Origin of the sequence: Pseudomonas sp. REP124 (assembly GCF_020164475.1) — a bacterium.
GTDB lineage: Bacteria > Pseudomonadota > Gammaproteobacteria > Pseudomonadales > Pseudomonadaceae > Aquipseudomonas.
In genome coordinates, this window is the sequence record NZ_JAIQWX010000001.1 from 124,452 (window position 1) to 141,710 (window position 17,259).

General features: G+C 57.2%; 14 protein-coding genes. 5 read left to right on the top strand and 9 right to left on the bottom strand.

Annotation, left to right across the window (positions count from 1 at the left end; all coding sequences use genetic code 11):
• Positions 1-153: 153 nt before the first annotated feature.
• Positions 154-1,506 (top strand): MFS transporter, encoded by a 1,353-nt coding sequence (locus K9857_RS00415; RefSeq protein WP_224532929.1) that lies wholly within the window; start codon positions 154-156, stop codon positions 1,504-1,506.
• Positions 1,507-1,589: 83 nt separating this feature from the next.
• On the opposite strand, the gene K9857_RS00420 is transcribed toward K9857_RS00415, so the two are convergent.
• The 7 genes from K9857_RS00420 to K9857_RS00450 all read right to left on the bottom strand — a co-directional run bounded on the left by K9857_RS00420 (position 1,590) and on the right by K9857_RS00450 (position 9,522).
• Entirely contained in the window at positions 1,590-3,086 is a 1,497-nt protein-coding gene (locus K9857_RS00420; RefSeq protein ID WP_224532930.1) for a sensor histidine kinase, read from the bottom strand.
• Between the two features lie 205 nt (positions 3,087-3,291).
• Positions 3,292-5,529, bottom strand: coding sequence for an ATP-binding protein (locus tag K9857_RS00425; RefSeq protein WP_224532931.1), 2,238 nt, complete (start codon positions 5,527-5,529; stop codon positions 3,292-3,294).
• Positions 5,526-6,140 carry a biliverdin-producing heme oxygenase gene (locus tag K9857_RS00430; protein ID WP_224532932.1) on the bottom strand — a complete coding sequence of 205 codons (615 nt, stop codon included), beginning with the start codon at positions 6,138-6,140 and terminating at the stop codon, positions 5,526-5,528. The genes K9857_RS00425 and K9857_RS00430 overlap by 4 nt, the downstream gene beginning before the upstream one ends.
• A 452-nt stretch (positions 6,141-6,592) precedes the next feature.
• On the bottom strand, positions 6,593-6,895 hold the full coding sequence (locus K9857_RS00435) for a DUF6124 family protein (protein ID WP_224532933.1): 303 nt from the start codon (positions 6,893-6,895) through the stop codon (positions 6,593-6,595).
• Between the two features lie 516 nt (positions 6,896-7,411).
• Positions 7,412-7,756, bottom strand: coding sequence for a hypothetical protein (locus K9857_RS00440; RefSeq protein ID WP_224532934.1), 345 nt, complete (start codon positions 7,754-7,756; stop codon positions 7,412-7,414).
• Positions 7,757-7,912: 156 nt separating this feature from the next.
• Positions 7,913-8,740 (bottom strand): molybdate ABC transporter substrate-binding protein, encoded by an 828-nt coding sequence (locus tag K9857_RS00445; protein ID WP_224532935.1) that lies wholly within the window; start codon positions 8,738-8,740, stop codon positions 7,913-7,915.
• Between the two features lie 11 nt (positions 8,741-8,751).
• Positions 8,752-9,522: a type 1 glutamine amidotransferase domain-containing protein gene (locus K9857_RS00450; RefSeq protein WP_224532936.1), complete on the bottom strand. Its 771-nt coding sequence runs from the start codon at positions 9,520-9,522 to the stop codon at positions 8,752-8,754.
• A 175-nt stretch (positions 9,523-9,697) separates the two neighbouring features.
• Here K9857_RS00450 and K9857_RS00455 point away from each other — a divergent pair, with 175 nt between their 5' ends.
• On the top strand, positions 9,698-10,600 hold the full coding sequence (locus K9857_RS00455; protein WP_224532937.1) for a LysR family transcriptional regulator: 903 nt from the start codon (positions 9,698-9,700) through the stop codon (positions 10,598-10,600).
• Between the two features lie 265 nt (positions 10,601-10,865).
• Here K9857_RS00455 and K9857_RS00460 read toward each other — a convergent pair whose 3' ends face one another.
• Together K9857_RS00460 and K9857_RS00465 are read right to left on the bottom strand one after the other, a co-directional pair.
• Positions 10,866-12,152 carry a CitMHS family transporter gene (locus K9857_RS00460; protein ID WP_224532938.1) on the bottom strand — a complete coding sequence of 429 codons (1,287 nt, stop codon included), beginning with the start codon at positions 12,150-12,152 and terminating at the stop codon, positions 10,866-10,868.
• 107 nt (positions 12,153-12,259) lie between these two features.
• Entirely contained in the window at positions 12,260-13,192 is a 933-nt protein-coding gene (locus K9857_RS00465; RefSeq protein ID WP_224532939.1) for an SMP-30/gluconolactonase/LRE family protein, read from the bottom strand.
• Positions 13,193-13,582: 390 nt separating this feature from the next.
• Here K9857_RS00465 and K9857_RS00470 point away from each other — a divergent pair, with 390 nt between their 5' ends.
• The 3 genes from K9857_RS00470 to K9857_RS00480 all read left to right on the top strand — a co-directional run bounded on the left by K9857_RS00470 (position 13,583) and on the right by K9857_RS00480 (position 17,221).
• Complete coding sequence (locus tag K9857_RS00470; protein ID WP_224532940.1) at positions 13,583-14,524, top strand: hydroxymethylglutaryl-CoA lyase; 942 nt, start codon at positions 13,583-13,585, stop codon at positions 14,522-14,524.
• Positions 14,521-15,723: a CaiB/BaiF CoA transferase family protein gene (locus tag K9857_RS00475; RefSeq protein WP_224532941.1), complete on the top strand. Its 1,203-nt coding sequence runs from the start codon at positions 14,521-14,523 to the stop codon at positions 15,721-15,723. Before K9857_RS00470 ends, K9857_RS00475 begins: the two co-directional genes overlap by 4 nt.
• A 178-nt stretch (positions 15,724-15,901) precedes the next feature.
• Complete coding sequence (locus tag K9857_RS00480) at positions 15,902-17,221, top strand: MFS transporter (protein WP_263487661.1); 1,320 nt, start codon at positions 15,902-15,904, stop codon at positions 17,219-17,221.
• Positions 17,222-17,259: the final 38 nt, after the last annotated feature.

A 17,259-nucleotide genomic window follows, 5' to 3' on the forward strand; every position in this document is an offset into this window, starting at 1 on the left:
GGAACTCGTTGTTAAATTAAAAATGTTACCGGTAACAGCCTATCTTGCAGAGCCCTTTTCTCCCCACCGATTTCCGTTATTCGGTTCGGGGAACTCAAGGTCGCAAGCCAAAACAAAAACAATCGGCATGACGACATGCCTTGAGGTCTACACATGGAATCAATATCTCAGCGCTCCCTCGAAAGAGAGGGCTCGGCGGAGCTTACTTCCGAGGATCGTACGTATCGCAAGGTCATCCTGCGTATCCTGCCGATCCTGTTGTTCTGCTACATGGCGGCGTACCTGGATCGGGTCAACATCGGGTTCGCCAAGCTGGACATGCTCAACGATCTGCAATTCAGCAACACCGTCTACGCCCTCGGTGCGAGCATTTTCTTCTGGGGTTATTTCCTTTTCGAAGTCCCCAGCAACCTGTTCCTGCATCGCTTCGGCGCACGGCTCTGGATCGCCCGAATCATGATCAGCTGGAGCATCGTCTCCATGGGGGTGGCCTTCACCGTGCCGCTGGCCAAGTTCTTCCATATCGAACCGGAGACCATGTTTTACGTGCTGCGCTTCCTGCTGGGTATCTGCGAAGCCGGCTTCTTCCCGGGGGTGATTCTCTACCTCAACTACTGGTTCCCGACGCACCGTCAGAGCCGGGTTATGGCCGGGTTCCTGATGGCGATGCCGATCAGCCTGACGCTGGGCGGGATTCTTTCCGGCTGGTTGATGGAGTCGATGAAAGGCGTGCACGGCATGGCCGGTTGGCAGTGGATGCTGATCATTGAGGGCATCCCGTCGCTGATCATGGCCGTGGTGGTGGTGACGTTGCTGGTCGACAAAATCGACAACGCAAAGTGGCTGACGGCCGCCGAAAAACACATGCTCAAGAACAATCTCGACCAGGACAACAAGTCGAAAGCTTCGAGCCTGCGGGATGTGATCTTCAACGGTCGGGTATGGTTGCTGGTGGCGATTCTGCTGACCTTCAACACCGGTTTCTACGGGCTCGCGTTCTGGATGCCGACCATCATCAAATCCACCGGTATCTCCAATACTCTGGACATCGGTCTGCTGACGGCGATTCCCTACGCCACCGCCATCGTGGCCATGACACTCAACGCCTGGCACTCCAATAAAACCGGCGAGCGTCGCTGGCACGCAGCGGTTCCGGCATTCATCGGTGGCATGGGCCTGATCGGCAGCGCCTTCTTCGCCCACAACCTGCCGGTGTCGATCTTCTTCCTCAGCGTCTCGGCATCGGGTCTGCTGAGTCTGATGCCGATCTTCTGGACCTTGCCGGGCACGGTTCTGTCGGGTGTGGCAGCAGCGGCGGGCATCGGCATGATCAACGCGATCGGCAACCTTTCCGGGTTCACCGGCTCGATGATTACCGCCACCGCCGAAACTCTGACGGGCGACATGAACAACGGCACCTATGTGCTGGGTGGATGCCTGTTGGTGAGCTGTGTGCTGATCCTGCTGATTCCCAAAGCGATGCTGGCCAAGGACAGCAAGGCCTGACTGAAGCCTGAATGCCTTGATCCTGTCCCGTGAACAGGGTCGAGGCATCAGCTCACTTTGGAGAGAGCAGGCAGGCTCCTGGCTCAGGATGAGCCGGGAGTCCCGCCCGCAAGAGAGAAACATACACTGGCACCACGTCCCGGTTCGCTTTCAGCCCAGATCCGCCCGCCATGCGCTTCGATTATCGATCGGCAAATCGACAGGCCCATGCCCATCCCTTCGGCTTTGGTGGTAAAGAACGCCTCGAATAGCCTGGGCAGGATTTCTGCGGGGATGCCAGGACCGTTGTCCTGAACGCGTAAAGTCACCTGATTATTCGGCGCCGTGTCCAGCACGATAACCAGCCGTCGTCCTTTGGCGTGAATGGATGACAAAGCCTGCAAAGCGTTCAGCAGCAAATTGATGATCACCTGCTGCAACTGAATGCGATCGCCCTGGACCCAGAGACCGTCAGCCTGCGATTTGAGTTCGATGTTGGCCTTGTGCCGTCTTGTTTCCCGGCGGGTGAGCAGCAGTGCCTCCTGCAGTACGTCCTGAAGGTCGATCGGCGAGTAATGGGGCTCGGTTTTGCACGACAGAGCGCGAATCCGGCGGATGACTTCGCTCGCCCGATGAGCTTCGCTCATGATGCGCTGAACGGCGCCATGCACTTCGGCGACGTTTGGCTCCTCCCGGTCAAGCCATCGTAAACCCGCCTCAGCATTGGTCGTGACCGCCGCGAGTGGTTGATTGACCTCATGGGCGATGGACGCCGCCATCTCGCCCAGAACCGTTACGCGGGTGATGTGCGCCAACTGGGACTGTGATTGATGAAGCGCCTCTTCCGCGTTTTTTGCGGCGGTGACATCCATCAGCGCGCCCAGGTACTCGCAGCCACCGGATGAGTCAGTCATTCGCTGCGCCAGCATGCGTACATTTTTGCAGCGTCCATCGGGCATCAGTAACCGGAACTCTGTCTGCGGGCAATCGTGCTGGGCATGGACCTGCTGAATCAGTTTTTTCAGATCGTCAGTGTCGTCCGGATGCGCGCGCGCGATCAGCTGCTGCACTGTCGGCTGCAACCGGCCCTCAAACTCGAATATCCGTCTGGCCTCCTCGGACAAGTCCACTTGCCCGTCGGGCATCTTCAGGCCAAGGCTACCGGTGCTGCTCAGCCGCTGGGCCCCGGCCAATAACGCCTCGCTGCGACGCAACAGTTGTACCTGTTCCACCAGCGCATCTCTGGCTGCCTTGCATTTCAATGCCAGGATCGCGGTGATGGTTATTGCGGCAAGGCTCACCAGGCAGCGAGCGAAAGGCGGCGCCAGCCATGTGTCTTCGTGGGAAAGCAGATAGGCGCCCAGTATCAACAGGCCGCACAAGCCTGAAACCGCCTGCATGCCTCGGTAAGAAAACAGATCGCTGGAGATCAGGATGACAGCGACATAAAGCACCGCGATGGCCACATCGAGCGAGCTCAACCAGTCGACCAGGAAAATCATCAGCGTGAGCGTGACCGCGCCCAACTTCAGCATCCATACATGCGACGCTGAATTGATCCCGGCACAGTGTCCGGGCACGACTGAAGTTGCCATTTTCATTCGGACTGATTTTCCTGCGATTTACCTGCATGTAAGGGCGTACTCAGGGCGCAGAATTTAACAGTCTTCGTGTGTCACCCGATACTCATACAAGGGTTTGGCGCGCCATGTGTTCAGTCATACCAAAGCATGAAATAACGACGTCGAAGTATGAGTATCGGTCTCTCGTATCGGGCAGCACCCCGGGGTGATCAGCCAGTCAGGTCTATGCAGACGCCGGCACCGTAAATCTGAACAGAGAACCCTTTCCCGGCTCGCTTTCGGCAGAAATCTTCCCGCCGTGCGCTTCCACGATGCCTTGGGTGATGTAAAGACCAAGCCCTGTGCCGGTCGGGTTGCCTTCCTTGACTGTCCAGTAGCGATCGAACACGTGGGGCAGGTTGTGTTCGGGAATGCCCTCGCCGGTGTCATGCACCGTGAAGACGATGTCATTACCGACCGACTCTGCGTGCACGTTCACCGAGCCCAGTCGCGGGGTGAATTTGATGGCGTTGCTGACCAGATTCGACAGGACCTGGAACATGCGCTCGGGGTCGGCGTGGACTCGTAAATCGGGCGCGGCCTCGAAGGAAATGCTGATGTCCTTGTCCAGCGCCAACGGCGCAAGCAGTGTCTGCGCCTCTTCGAACATCTGTGCGACGTCAAGTTTGCGGGGCTTGATGATGTAGCGCCCGGCGTCGATTTTCGAGGTGTCGAGCAAGTCTTCCAGCAGGGTGTTCATCCGCCCGGCGGCTTGTTGCATGGTGTCCAGCGCTGTGGTCATGCGTCGCGAGGTGTGCGGGCCGTCGGAGCTGAAGGTTTTCTGCATCATGCCGCACAGCATCGATATGACCGTCATCGGATTGCGCAGATCATGGGAGACCACCGCCACCAGGTCATCGCGGGCACGCACGGCTTCCTGCTCACGGCGCACCTGGCGGGCAAGGTCGTTTTCCAGCGCCGAGCGCCGCAGATCGTTGGCGGCAAACAGATCGCCATGGCTCCACTTGGTCGAGATCCCTGCCATCTCGACCTTCCAGATCTCGAACGAGGTGCGCGGGCGCAGGCGCAGGCCGGTGTCGGAGTTTTCAAGATCCAGCGGTTTGCGAGGGTCGCCACTCCAGTTGATGTTCTCCTTGACCTCCGCACGGAACCACAACACGCCGTTGTCCACCGGCTTGGGCAGCGTCATGGCGAGCAGGCCGCTGGCCACTTGCTGAAACTGCTCGGCCGGCGGGTAAACGCTGGAGAGATGATGGCTGGAAAACACCGCCTCACCGCTCTCCTGCAACCACTTGTGCAAAGCACGAATATCTTCCGGCTGAGGACAGTTGCCGTAACGGTGCAACTGCTTGTCTTCGATGATCGCCACGCCCGCGGCTCCGGTCAGCGCCATCAGCACCTGCGGCTGTCCGGCCAATCCGTCAAAGACGTTATGCGGCGAGTCGATCATGGCCTGATTGAGCAGCGCCAGCGCTTCGATTTTATCTTCGCGCTGACGACTGATCTCCAGCGATTCCATCGCGCTGATCTGCAGCGACAACACCTGGCCGATGGTCTGGCACGCGGTGCGCAGTTCATGGGGCACGTGCAGCGGTACACGATTGCCGCAGCTGATCAGCCCCCAGAGCTTGTCGCCTCGAAGCAGGGAAATGCTCATCGACGACAGCACGCCCATGTTCTTCATGTATTGGCAGTGAATCGGCGAAACGCTACGCAGCGTGGCGAAACTCAGATCCAGCGGTGTTTGCGTGTCCGGGCGCAGCTTGGGCACCAGCGGCACCGGTTGGTACGCGGCATCGGGGATGATCCGCAGCCAGTTGGTGCGATACAACTCTCGCGCCTGCTCGGGAATATCGGAGGCGGGAAAAAACAGGCCGTTGAAGACTTCCATCGACGGGTCGGATGCTTCGGCAATGACCTGACCGTGTCCTTCCTCTTCGAAGCGATAGATCAGCACCCGGTCGTAACCGGTCATGGCCTGGATTTCCTTGACGCTGATGTCATACAGCGCCTGCAACGTCGTGGCTGCCTGCAAACGCTGGAGCATGCGCCCCAGATGGGTTTCGCTGCCCGCCACGTTGCGGGGCTTGAAGTTGTCCACGTGGATTTCCAGCTCCAGGATCAACACGTCCTGATGGCGGTGGAGCAGGGCATCGAACGTTGTACCGTCAAGGCGCAACAGAAGCGGTTGCGCGCCGGTCAACATCGGTTGCAGCGACATCTCGCGAACCGCTTCGGCGTATTCGATACCGATCAGGCTATGCAGCGGTCGACCGACCAGCTCCAGCGCCGCACGCCCGAGCAGGGTCTCGACGTTGGCGCTGATTTGAATGATTTCAAATGCAGGCTCGCTCAATGTCAGCAGCAATCCATGGGGCTGAATCGCACCGGGAAAACGGATCGGCTCGTCGGCACAGTTGGCGAGCAATTCTTCGAAAACTTGTTGGTCTTGCAGGTTCATGCCAGTACCTCTCGACTGTCGAGCCACTGTTCGAAACAGCTGAATGTAGTTTGTGCCGCCGTTACAACCGCATCGCGTTCGCTTGCCTGCATCGGCTGAGCGCCCAGGTATTCGATGAAGTCGCGCCAACGGCGTCCGGTCGCTGCGCCATAGATATCGAGAAAGGCTGCACCGTTCTCGGCATCCAGATGCAAACGGCTGGCGATTTCCCGGCGCAGGATCTGCCCGCCGAGCGTCGCGCCCTCGAGTACATACAGCACACCCAGGCAGGCGGCGCTGGAATCGATCAACGGCAACTGCTCGCATTTCGGCAGTGCGTCGATCATCGTGGCTGACATGCCCAGGGCCTGAAGGTCGCTGCGCAAGGTTTGGGCTTTGAGCCGGGGCGCCAGATCGAAATCGACAGGGATCGCGGAGCTGTCCCGCAAAGCGTTCTCCACCGGCAGATAGAAGCCGTAATAGGCTTGCATCAGCTTGTGGAAGGCTTGGATATCAAGGGAATCGGAGAAAAAAGGAAGACGTTTTTCCAGTGCGATGTGCAGTTGGGCCGTACCGGCCCGCAGATCCTGAAGCACCGGTGGCACATAAACTTCACGGGCCTTTGGTTGCATGGGTTGCGCTCTTGATAGGGCCGCATGGGCCAGACACTGTGGTCAAAAAAGGGAGAACTCTAGCATTCAAACCAACAGTACTGACCAGACAGCTTCACGATTCCGACATGTGTGCCCAAAAAAAGTTCGAGTGACGGGATTTGCGACGTTCGCACTCACACTCACACACACACACACAAACCTGTGGAAGCGTGGCTTGCCCGCGAATGGTGGTCAACGATGACGCTGGCTGCCTGATGCCCCGCGGTGTCCGGGCCACCATCGCGAGCGTGCTCGCTCCTACAGGGTTTTTGTCGTGAGCACTATTTGCGGCTGACACATAAAACCTGTGGGAGCGTGGCTTGCCCGCGAATGGTGGTCAACGATAACGCTGGCTGCCTGATGCCCCGCGGTGTCCGGGCCACCATCGCGAGCAAGCTCGCTCCTACAGGGGAATGCATTTCAACATTGAGTCAGGGTGGATCGAGCTGATCGAGTACCCGATTCGCGGTGATCTCCGCCAGCATGATGCTGTTGGAAATGCCCAGCAGGGCATTGCGTAAACCGCCGTCCAGATGATCGACGAGGTGATGGACCATGACGTCGACCGAGGCGAGGGTTTCGACGAGGTAGACCATCAGGTCTTCGGTTCGGGTTTCGGGGTTGACGGTGAAGAGGGTGCTGGGTGTTCGGGGTGTTGCTTTGATGTCGGCGGAAGAGGGGGCGTCGAGGGAAGTGGGATCAGTATCTGGCGGGTTCGGCGTGGCTTTGAACATATTCGATTCTCCAGCGTGAAGCCGTCACCTAATCGCTGCTAAACGAGGGGTGGCAGCCGTGGGCAGGTTAGCAGACCGGGGAGAATCGAAACCGGCGCGCCCGAGGACGCCCTGCACACGGCTACCATCAAGTGCAGGCATGAGATCACCTGACCGTTCGGACGCTTGTGCACACCGATTAACCACGAGCTGCTAAACCCGTATCACCAAGGCAGTGATGCGAATCAAGTTACCCAGCGGCCCCAAGGCGCACAAGCCGGCGGATTCTGGCGTAGCGGTAGGCAACGGCGCAAGGTCCTGTAGCTTTCCGGAAGTAATTCCGAGGGCTTTTAAACACGCGCGCTCGAGGTGTGTTTAAAGCTTGTAGGCGCGCTAATCGAATCGCGAATGCTCGAAACCCGCAAAGACCGGATTTTGGGTGCCGTGCCGGATGATTGTCATTCCAGCAGTGGCCGTCGACGGCTGCGGGCTTCGAACAGTTACGCGGTGGTTTCAGTTGCTCCTGGGAACAGGTGGCTATTCACTTCCAGTTTGCTGAAGCAGTTTGACGTCGTCGTCGACGAATTGCTCGCCTGGTACAGGCGCGTCGGGATGCATCGAGTGCGAACCATTTCTTCCTGCTGGCTGGATATATCCAAACGCGTCATCGTCGGCGAATTGCCCGGCTGCTATAGGCGCGTTCGGATGCATCGAGTGCGAACCATTTCTCCCTACCGCCTGGATGAATCCAGATGCATCGTCGGCAGTGGATTCACTCAAGGTGCTGCTCCGATTTTGCTGTGTGGATGGGTCAGCGTGCGCTGTCAGGCAGGCTGCTGTCAGCAGCGCTGCGGCCATTGCGCTCGGTATGGTGGTGCTCATTGTCGTACGCCTCCGTTAGAGTCGCACCTTGCAGTTTGAACCTCTGGGGAAAAAGATTGATCGCGGGCGACCGACGGCTTGGTCAATGATGGTTACGGGATGCGCATTGCTTTCGAGCATGAAAATGATCGCTGACTCTTTCCTGAACTCAGGAATTCAAAGCCTCTGAAATGTCGCCGGTGATCCATCAGATACTACCTGCGACCCTATCGGGCTGAACCCGAACTCTTCCATTGACTGCGCCGCTTGCGGACTTTGCAGGTGCCGGATCAAAGCCACTGCGCCTTCACCGCGCTGTGCATGGGCTGCCACTGCCGCAGCGATGACGTTCACGCGCTGGACCTCATCGGGCAGTGGCCCGATGATTTGGACTCCCGAGACCGCCAACAACTCGCTCATTTGCTGCAAACCGACCTGCGCCTTACCGTTGCGCAGTGCATCGCCAACCAGCGCCGGCGCTGCGATCATCACAGTCTTCTCGCGCAACTGTTCAACGATGCCCATCTTCGGAAACAGCACGTTGACCGCGTAATCCCCACTGACCCCACTGGAAACCGCGACGGACTTTGCCGCCAGCAACGTACGACGCAGCCCTTCTGTGGTGGCGATATCCGGTCTGGGAGCACCGACCTGCACCGCCAGCCCCAAATGTGAGGTGGCAAGGTCTTGTAGCGTTTCTGTTCGCACATTTCCCTGTTTGACTTGCTCATCCAAGGCCTCGCGGATCATCACAACGAGATCAGCCTTCTCGCCGTTTCTGAGGCGCACGGGCAGGGCATCCGGAGCGTTTCCGTAAGAGGCACCCCAGGAAAAGACCAACCGCTCCCCGCTCATCGCTTCAAATTCGGGCCCAACCTTTTGGAATAGCGGTTTGAGCGCCGTTGAAGCCAACACGTGCAAGTCTGCAGCAGGCGTGCTGCCTGCCACGCCTATCATTGCGAAGGAGCCGACCGCCACGGCTGTCAAAAGACGTACTCGTCGCATTCGCATCCCCCTCACTCAGCTTTGGCTTGCAGCGCTTTGATTACCGCCTCGCCCAGCGCTTTTGCGGACGCCGGATTCTGGCCGGTAATCAGTTGCCCATCGACTACCACGCGGCTCTCGAAAACCGGGGCTTCTTCGAACGTTGCGCCAGCCTTTCTCAACGCGCCTTCAAGCTCGAAAGGCACGATCGTGGCGTACTGACGCGCTATCTCCTCCTCGGCAGTGAAACCGGTGAGGCGGCGTCCCTCGATCAGGTTGCGGCCATTGCTGAGCTTTACATCGAGCAGCCCGGCCGGGCCATGGCAAACCGCACTGACAACACCATGGTTCTCATAGATGGTGCGCACGATGCTGCTGAGTACAGGGTTGTTGACGAAGTCCCACATGGGGCCATGACCGCCCACCAACATCACCGCGCTGTACCGGGATGGGTCAACTTTGGAAAGCTTGAGGGTGCTACCCAACTTGTTGCGGTGCTGCGGGTTAGTCCAGAACTTCAGGTTAGCTTCATCCTTCAAGTCGAAACCATCGAAAGGTGCCAATCCACCATTGGGACTGGCCAGGTCGAAGTCGACACCTGCCTCGTCGAATACTTCGACCGGATGGGTGAGCTCGGGAAACCAGAAGCCCCCGACAAGCTTTTCGGTTTTCTTGTCAAGGCTCGATACAACGATCAGGACCTTTTCGTTTTTCAAGTTCTGTTCGGCGAACGCCGTAGAGGGACTCGCCACGAATGCGAAAAGCACAGCGGAAAAACCAATAATTCGCTTGGAAAAAGACATGTCACTTCCTTGGATGATGAACGACAGGGCGAACTCTAGCCGCGCCGCCGGAAGTGAAAAACTGGCCCGGCCCGAATGCACTATTTATAAAACCATTCTAATAGCGCTGAATTACCTGTAAGAAATCGAGTAGTCTGCGGGCTTGTCACATGCACAGACAGCAACGGGACGAGCAATGAACCACCCTCCAAATTTCGATGGACTGCCCGAGTTTCTGGCGGTGGCCAAGCGCTTGAGCGTCACTAAAGCTGCCCTCGATCTTGGCAAGACGGCTGGCTCGGTCAGCCAAGCCTTGCAGCGACTGGAACAACGCCTGGGCATCGCACTTTTCCATCGCACGACTCGCAGGATGTCCCTGACGGAAGCTGGCCATGCTCTGTTGGAAAAAATTGAACCAGCCGCTACTGCCATCTCTACCGGGCTTGAGGATGCCGCTCAATCCGCGCAGGCACCATCCGGCACCCTGCGTCTGATTGTCGAGAGATTGGCTCTGCCGCATGTCATTGAACCGGTGCTGCCAGCCTTTCGAAAGGCTTGGCCGAACCTGAACGTAGAAATCACGGTCAGCAATCGCCACGAGAATTTCGTTTCCGAGGGATATGACGCGGGCATATTGATCGGGTCCTACATCGCTCAGGACATGATCGCGGTGCGACTTTGCAAACCTTATCAATGGGCGATTTTCGGCTCACCGGCGTACTTCAAATCACACGGCAAACCGCAAGTAACCAACGATCTGATACAGCACGAGTGCATTCGCTTTCGCCGGCCTGAAAAAGGCGACATCTATCGTTGGGAATTCCTGGAGAACGGTTCGACCGTGCGAATAGATCCGAAAGGAGCCATTACGGTCAATGACGGTGAACTCATGCGCAGCCTCGCCGTGAAAGGCATGGGGCTCATCTATTCATCGACCTTCCACACCTCGCGCGAGTTAGCGGCGGGCACGCTTGAGCCCGCACTGCTCGATTGCTCACCCAGCAGTGACGGGCTGTTTATCTACTTCTCGAAAGCCGCCAGGAATCAACCCAAGCTGCGAGCGTTTATCGATATGTGCACCAGCATGCTGAAGTCCTGACTCACTCGTGGCATAGAGGTTGTTGTCCGCTTCTGGCTAGCGACGGCCCAGCATTGTTCGTCGTTGTCGTCAGGTAGCAAAGCCCTATAACAAAAGTATGTTGTAGCTGATGATCAGGCGATTTTCGTCCGCCCCGCAGGCGAAGTCAGAGCGATAGCTCGCCTTACGCCAGCGTATGAAAATTCGAGCGCACCGAGATGGCCAAATTGTTTTTGTTGAGTGGAGTCGCTGGTTGTGTTGCTGGTTACTGAGTTGAACAAGACCCTCAGTTGAAAACGCCGATGATTCCCAGTGCGATAGCCGCTACGAACATCACGAAACACGTACCAATGCTCCAGCAGATGGAAGCACGTTGGTTGTCTCCGTAATCCAGGTCGAGCAGCCCGCACAGAAGGTAGGTCGACGCAACGAGAGGGCTGAGCAGGTGAACGGGTTGACCGATCAGGCCGGCGATAGCCATCTCCTTTGCACTGATTCCGTAGTGGCTCGCAGTCTCGGCAAGGATTGGAAGAATTCCGAAGTAGAAGGCGTCGTTGGTCAGTACGTAGGTGAACGGCATGCTGAGGAAGGCCGTGATGACTGACATGAAATGCCCGGCTGAATCTGGAATCACATGAATCAGGCTCTCCGAGATGGCCTTGATCATCCCGGTTCCCGACATGATCCCGACGAAGATGCCCGCCGCGAAAATCAGCAAGGTCACCGCCATGACGTTATCGGCATATTTGCCAACCACTTCCTTCTGGGCTTTGACACTGGGGAAGTTCACCAGGACGCCCAGGCCGAACGCGAGCATGAACAGAATGGGGAGCGGCATGACGTTGAGCATCATCATGGTGACCAACGTGATGGTCAGTGCAGCGTTGAACAGAAAGCGCCAGTCAGTCAGTTTGAACTCGGTGAAGTGGCTCATGACTTCATCGTGGTCGAGTTGCACGACACCCAGGCGACGACGCTCACGGCGACCAAGGTAGAAGGCTGCAAACAGCACCCAGCCAGCCCCAGCGATCATTATTGGAAGCATTTCCCGGAAAAGCTCGGTGATATCCACGTGCATGGCGCTCGCGGCGCGAGAGAACGGCCCCGCCCAAGGGAGGATGTTCATCACGCCATTGGTCAGCAACAAAACAGTGGCCAGAACCTGAAGACTCATCCCTGTCCGTCGATAGAGCGGAAGCAGTGCGGCAGTGGTGATGATGTAGGTTGTCGCGCCATCGCCATCCAGGCCGACGCAGATGCCAAGCACGGCAGTACCGATGACAATTTTCAGCGGATCGCCTTTAACGCATTTCAGGATCAGTTTGATCAGCGGATTGAACAAACCGGCGTCGGTCATCATGCAAAAGTAGAGGATTGCGAAGGTCAGCATGATCCCGGTGGGGGCCAGCATCTTTACGCCATCGAACATCATCGGCCCGAGTTGGGTCGCGAATCCGCCCAGGCTCGCGAATGCAACCGGCACCAGAATGAGGGCTACCAGCGGAGAAAGGCGCTTGCTCATGACCAGGTACATGAAGCAGGTGATCATGGTGTAGCTCAAGAGAGTGAGCATGTTTCCCTCTTATTATCTGTTTTGTATGAGTGGTAAAAGTTCGCCAGCTTTTCCGGGGCCGAACAACACCCGTGCGCCATTTGCACAGGGCAGCAAGGCTTCAGTAATCAGCCTGGAGCGTGGGAGTACATTTGCTTCCCTGAATGACCTGGCTCAGCTTTGAGTACATGGCCGGTTGAGGAATCGATAATGAAAAGACTCCGCTTCTCATGGCCACCGAAGGCCAGGTTGGTCAGGGTCTTTCCTTCAGTGCAGGACTTGAATCTGTAGAGCGGCACGGCATGGGAATCGAATGCCCATACGCATCCATTACCGGCATCACAGACATACAGGTTTCCTGATTCGTCGAGCGCCATACCATCGGCGCCGCTCACACCGCCTGCCATGGCGGTGAACACGCCTACCTTGGAGGTGCTGCCGTCAGGCTGAAGAGGAAGTCGCCAAACTGCGTTCCCGCGAGTCATCGCTACCAGTAGCGCTTTTTCATGGAAATCCATCACCAGGCCATTAGGGCTAGGGCCGTTATCCAGCAAACAGTCCAGGCGTTGTTGCTCCAGGTCGTAACGGAAGACACGACCCGTGGGATCGTGCATCCCTGTCTGTCCCTGATCGGTGAAGTAGAGGTGTCCCTGCCGGTCAAAAAACAGATCATTTACGCCCTTGAAGCTTTCACTCCGGCGATGCGTGAGGAAGGGTTCGATGCGTTTGCTGATCGGATCGAGTACGAGAATTCCGTTTTTGTAATCGGCTATGAACACTCGACCATCGCGATGGATTTTCAATCCATTGGGCCAGCCGTCGTATTCGACAACCAGCTCCCAATCGCCGCCTGCAGAAACCCGGAAAACGCGGCCGTATGGAATGTCAGTCACGTAGAGATTACCGGCCTGATCGAAGGATGGCCCCTCCAGAAAGCTGGCGACTGGCTGACCTGGTTTGTTGGCTCTGACCCAATCGGAATCCCCGTCACGCCAAAACTCTTTTGGCAGTCTGCTGAAGACTTCGGTGCAACGTTCCTCGGGAGGGGCGTAAAGGCTCATGGCATATCTCCATGTGAAAACAGGCGCACCACACAGAAGCTCAAACGGCAGTGGTTCGGGTCGGTGCCTTCAGTGTATGTCGCTTGGACTGTCTTGTTGTTTCGAGCTTCGTTCTATCTGATAGAACATCGTTGCTCTTGGTAGAACACTTTCCAAGCTATTTTTGTTGCTGTCAAGTCTGCTCTGACGGTCGAGTTCACAGCTGTCCTCTACCAATCTCTGAAATTACCCGTTCATCGCAGGTCGCGTTGACAGGGAGGAATTTGTGGATAGATACTAAAACAGAACGCAATTCCGCCTGACAGAACAATCATAAAAAACAGCGCTTCGCCTCGTTGCCGCACTGCATGAATGTTCGGGCAGGCTCTCCACACAAACAGGAGAACCTCCGTGAAAGAAGCGACAGATATCGACATCCTGGTCAGTGAAGTTGGGCCAAGGGATGGCTTACAAAGTGTCAAAGCCACCATGCCCACCGAGGTGAAGCTGGAGTGGATCTCCGCGTTGGCGGGTGCCGGCTTGAGAGAAATTGAGGTCGGCTCGTTTGTGTCGCCGAAACTACTGCCGCAGATGGCTGATGCAGCTCAAGTCGTCGCTCACGCCCTGACCTTGCCCGATCTGTTCGTCACTGCACTGGTGCCGAATCTCAAAGGCGCTGAAGCCGCGTTCAACGCGGGTATTCATAAGATCACCTTGCCTGTTTCCGTGAGCGAACAGCATTCGATCTCGAACATTCGCAAAACCCATGCTCAAGTTTTCGATGAAGTTCAAGCGGTGGTCGCACTGCGCAACGAACGCTTCCCAACTGTCCAGATCGAGGCCGGTCTATCCACTGCCTTCGGATGCACTCTTCAGGGCGTTGTCACCGATGACGAGACGATTGCGATTGCCTTGAAGATGGCGGATCTCGGAGTGGACGAGGTCGGTCTCTCCGACACAGTCGGTTACGCCAATCCCACTCAGGTACGCCGTTTGTTCACCCGCTTGTTCCTGGAACTCGGGCCGCTCGCAGGAAGTGCTCACTTTCACAACACCCGGGGGCAAGGGTTGGCCAACGTAGTCGCTGCCCTGGAAGCGGGGGTGAAAACCTTCGATGGCTCCCAGGGTGGGCTCGGCGGGTGTCCATATGCACCAGGTGCATCGGGGAACATCGTCACCGAAGACCTGGTTTATCTCCTTGAGTCCATGGGACTGAAAACCGGCATCGACATTGATCGATTGATCGCCGCCCGTGAAGTGCTTCGTCGTGGGCTACCTGATGAGCCGGTATACGGCTTCATCCCCGATGCTGGCGTCGGCAAGAATTTCACCTATGCGAAGGAGGCCGTATGAGCCAGCACGAAGAGAAGACCCTGCCACTGACCGGCATCCGAGTCGTTGAATTTGTGCATATGGTGATGGGCCCGACCTGCGGGCTGCTGCTTGCCGATCTCGGTGCCGAGGTCATCAAGGTGGAGCCGGTGCCAGAGGGTGACAACACTCGTCGCCTGATGGGCTCCGGTGCCGGGTACTGGATGACCTACAACCGGAACAAAAAAAGCTTTGCCGTAGACATCAAGTCCGAAGAGGGCATGGCCGCGGTGAAGAAGTTGCTGGCTACCGCTGATGTGGTCACCGAGAACTTCCGCCCAGGCGCCATGGAAAAGTTGGGCTTGGGATACGAGCAGGTCAAGGCCATCAAGCCTGACATCATTTACAGCTCGATGAAGGGCTTCTTGCCAGGCCCTTACGAGAAGCGCACGGCGTTGGACGAAGTCGTCCAGATGATGACGGGGCTGGCTTACATGACAGGGCCGGTCGGGCGCCCACTGCGCGCAGGAGCCTCTGTAAACGACGTCATGGGCGGGATGTTCAGCGCGGTGTCGATTCTCGCGGCTCTGCTGCAACGCAAAGACAGTGGTCGAGGCCAGTTCGTGCAGACCGGTTTGTTTGAAAACTCTGCCTTTCTGGTTGCTCAGCACATGATGCAGAAGGTCGTGACCGGCAAAGCGGCAGCGCCGATGCCCAGCCGAATTTCGGCTTGGGCCATCTATGACGTGTTCGAAACTGCGCAGGAAGATGAGCAGGTCTTCATGGGCGTCGTCAGCGACAGCCAATGGGCTTCGTTCTGTGAGGCCTTCGATTTCCCGGAGCTAGGTGGTGATGCCGAGTTGAGCCGGAACAATCAGCGTGTCCAGGCACGTGACCGGATCATGCCAATGGTGCGTGAGCGTCTCTCTGGCATGGATAAGTCGACGGTGATGGCTCTTTGCGAGAAAGCTGGTTTGCCGTTCTCACCCATCCAGCGTCCCGAGGACATGTTCGAGGACGAGCATCTCAACCAGTCTGGGGGCATGGCGGAACTTACGTTGCCAGACGGTGAACAGGTCAAGGTGCCGATGCTCCCCTTTGAGATGGACGGCCAGCGGTTTGGCGCTCGACTCAATGTTCCGGATCTTGGCAGCCACTCGAGAGAACTCTTGGCCCAGCTCGGCTACGGGGACGACGAGATCGTCCAGCTTGAGGCCAGCGGCACGGTCAAAACCGCCTGAGCCCAGTCGTCCCGAGTCTCCCAGGGAGGCTCGGTCGGGACAAATTTGAAACGACAAGCCCGAAATGATTTTCGGGCGAAATCAGCAGTTTCACTGACGCGGGACGCATCAGATCTCTGCGCTCACCGCTGGCCCATCCAGCCACGGTATTCATAACAACAAAACCGAGGATACAGTCATGGCTAATGTCACGACCCCGGATACCCCTTTATCCATGCCGCAGTCTGATGCTCCAACCTCGCTGCAGCAGCGAGCAATGAAGAAAGCCGCCTGGCGACTCATTCCTCTGCTGGCTCTGGCCTATTTCTTCAACTACCTGGACCGTACCAGCGTGGGTTACGCCGCCCTGCAGATGACCGATCAGCTTGGGCTCACGGCGGCCCAGTTTGGCTTGGGCGCAGGAATAATGTTCGTGGGCTATTGCCTGTGCGAAGTGCCCAGCAATCTGGCCATGTATCGCTTTGGTGCGCGTATCTGGATGGCTCGCATCATGATTACCTGGGGCCTGGTGGCGGCAGCTACAGCATTTGTAGTCGGTCCCTACAGTTTCTACTTCGTCAGATTCCTGCTTGGGGTGGCTGAGGCCGGCTTCTTCCCTGGCGTCATTTTCTTCCTGACGCTGTGGTTTCCCGTCCAATACCGGACTCGTGTACTGGCATGGTTTACCGTCGCCACCCCAATCTCCTTTCTCGTTGGCGGCCCGCTGTCGATCTGGTTGCTGCAAATGCACGGTGCCATGGGACTCGCTGGTTGGCAGTGGATGTTCATCATTGAGGGGCTGCCGGCTTGCATCCTGGGGCTTATCACCCTGAAGGTGCTTGCCAACCGACCCAGCGAGGCCAAGTGGCTTTCCCAGGAAGAAAAAGACGCTCTTACGGGAATGTTGGAGACGGAAAAGGCCAAAACACAGAAAAGCCATGGCTTCGGTGCCGCGCTCAAGGATCCGCGAGTTTGGATTCTCAGCTCAATCACGTTCAGCTTCACTATTGGCACCTATGGGATAGGCATCTGGCTCCCGCAAATGCTGAAGGCTCAAGGTGTCGAGATGAGCCTGATTGGTTGGGTAGCCGCAGTGCCTTACTTCTTCTCCACCATAGGATTACTGTTCTGGGCGAAACATGTTGACCGTACCGGTCGCGGCATTCTCAACCTGATCGTAGCGCTGGTCCTGGCTGGTTTGGCGTTGCTCTTCGCGGTGAACATGAACGCGCTGATTCCGGCTCTGGCAGGTATCACCCTGGCTCTTGTGGGTACGATTTCGGCGAAGACCATTTTCTACACGCTGCCAGCCAAATTCCTCAGTGGTCAGGCAGCGGCCGGTGGTATCGCGCTCATCAACTCCATCGGTGCATTTGGTGGGTTTGTCGGCCCCTATTTGATGGGGTTCCTCAAGGATTACACGCAATCCTTCACGGCGGGGCTGATGGTTATGGGCTGCATCCTCTTCTTCGCCGCTCTCATGGCGCTTTCACTGCGCTTTTTCATGCGTGATGCGTGATTCAGATTGCGTGTATTGAGCAGAACAGCGTTCTGGAC

Bases quoted from the DNA above. Each gene is read 5' to 3' on its own strand.
- K9857_RS00480 (WP_263487661.1), top strand. From the start codon at position 15,902: ATGGCTAATGTCACGACCCCGGATACCCCTTTATCCATGCCGCAGTCT.
- K9857_RS00475 (WP_224532941.1), top strand. From the start codon at position 14,521: ATGAGCCAGCACGAAGAGAAGACCCTGCCACTGACCGGCATCCGAGTC.
- K9857_RS00455 (WP_224532937.1), top strand. From the start codon at position 9,698: ATGAACCACCCTCCAAATTTCGATGGACTGCCCGAGTTTCTGGCGGTG.
- K9857_RS00425 (WP_224532931.1), bottom strand. From the start codon at position 5,529: ATGAACCTGCAAGACCAACAAGTTTTCGAAGAATTGCTCGCCAACTGT.
- K9857_RS00440 (WP_224532934.1), bottom strand. From the start codon at position 7,756: ATGAGCACCACCATACCGAGCGCAATGGCCGCAGCGCTGCTGACAGCA.
- K9857_RS00430 (WP_224532932.1), bottom strand. From the start codon at position 6,140: ATGCAACCAAAGGCCCGTGAAGTTTATGTGCCACCGGTGCTTCAGGAT.
- K9857_RS00465 (WP_224532939.1), bottom strand. From the start codon at position 13,192: ATGAGCCTTTACGCCCCTCCCGAGGAACGTTGCACCGAAGTCTTCAGC.
- K9857_RS00460 (WP_224532938.1), bottom strand. From the start codon at position 12,152: ATGCTCACTCTCTTGAGCTACACCATGATCACCTGCTTCATGTACCTG.
- K9857_RS00445 (WP_224532935.1), bottom strand. From the start codon at position 8,740: ATGCGACGAGTACGTCTTTTGACAGCCGTGGCGGTCGGCTCCTTCGCA.
- K9857_RS00415 (WP_224532929.1), top strand. From the start codon at position 154: ATGGAATCAATATCTCAGCGCTCCCTCGAAAGAGAGGGCTCGGCGGAG.
- K9857_RS00450 (WP_224532936.1), bottom strand. From the start codon at position 9,522: ATGTCTTTTTCCAAGCGAATTATTGGTTTTTCCGCTGTGCTTTTCGCA.
- K9857_RS00435 (WP_224532933.1), bottom strand. From the start codon at position 6,895: ATGTTCAAAGCCACGCCGAACCCGCCAGATACTGATCCCACTTCCCTC.
- K9857_RS00420 (WP_224532930.1), bottom strand. From the start codon at position 3,086: ATGAAAATGGCAACTTCAGTCGTGCCCGGACACTGTGCCGGGATCAAT.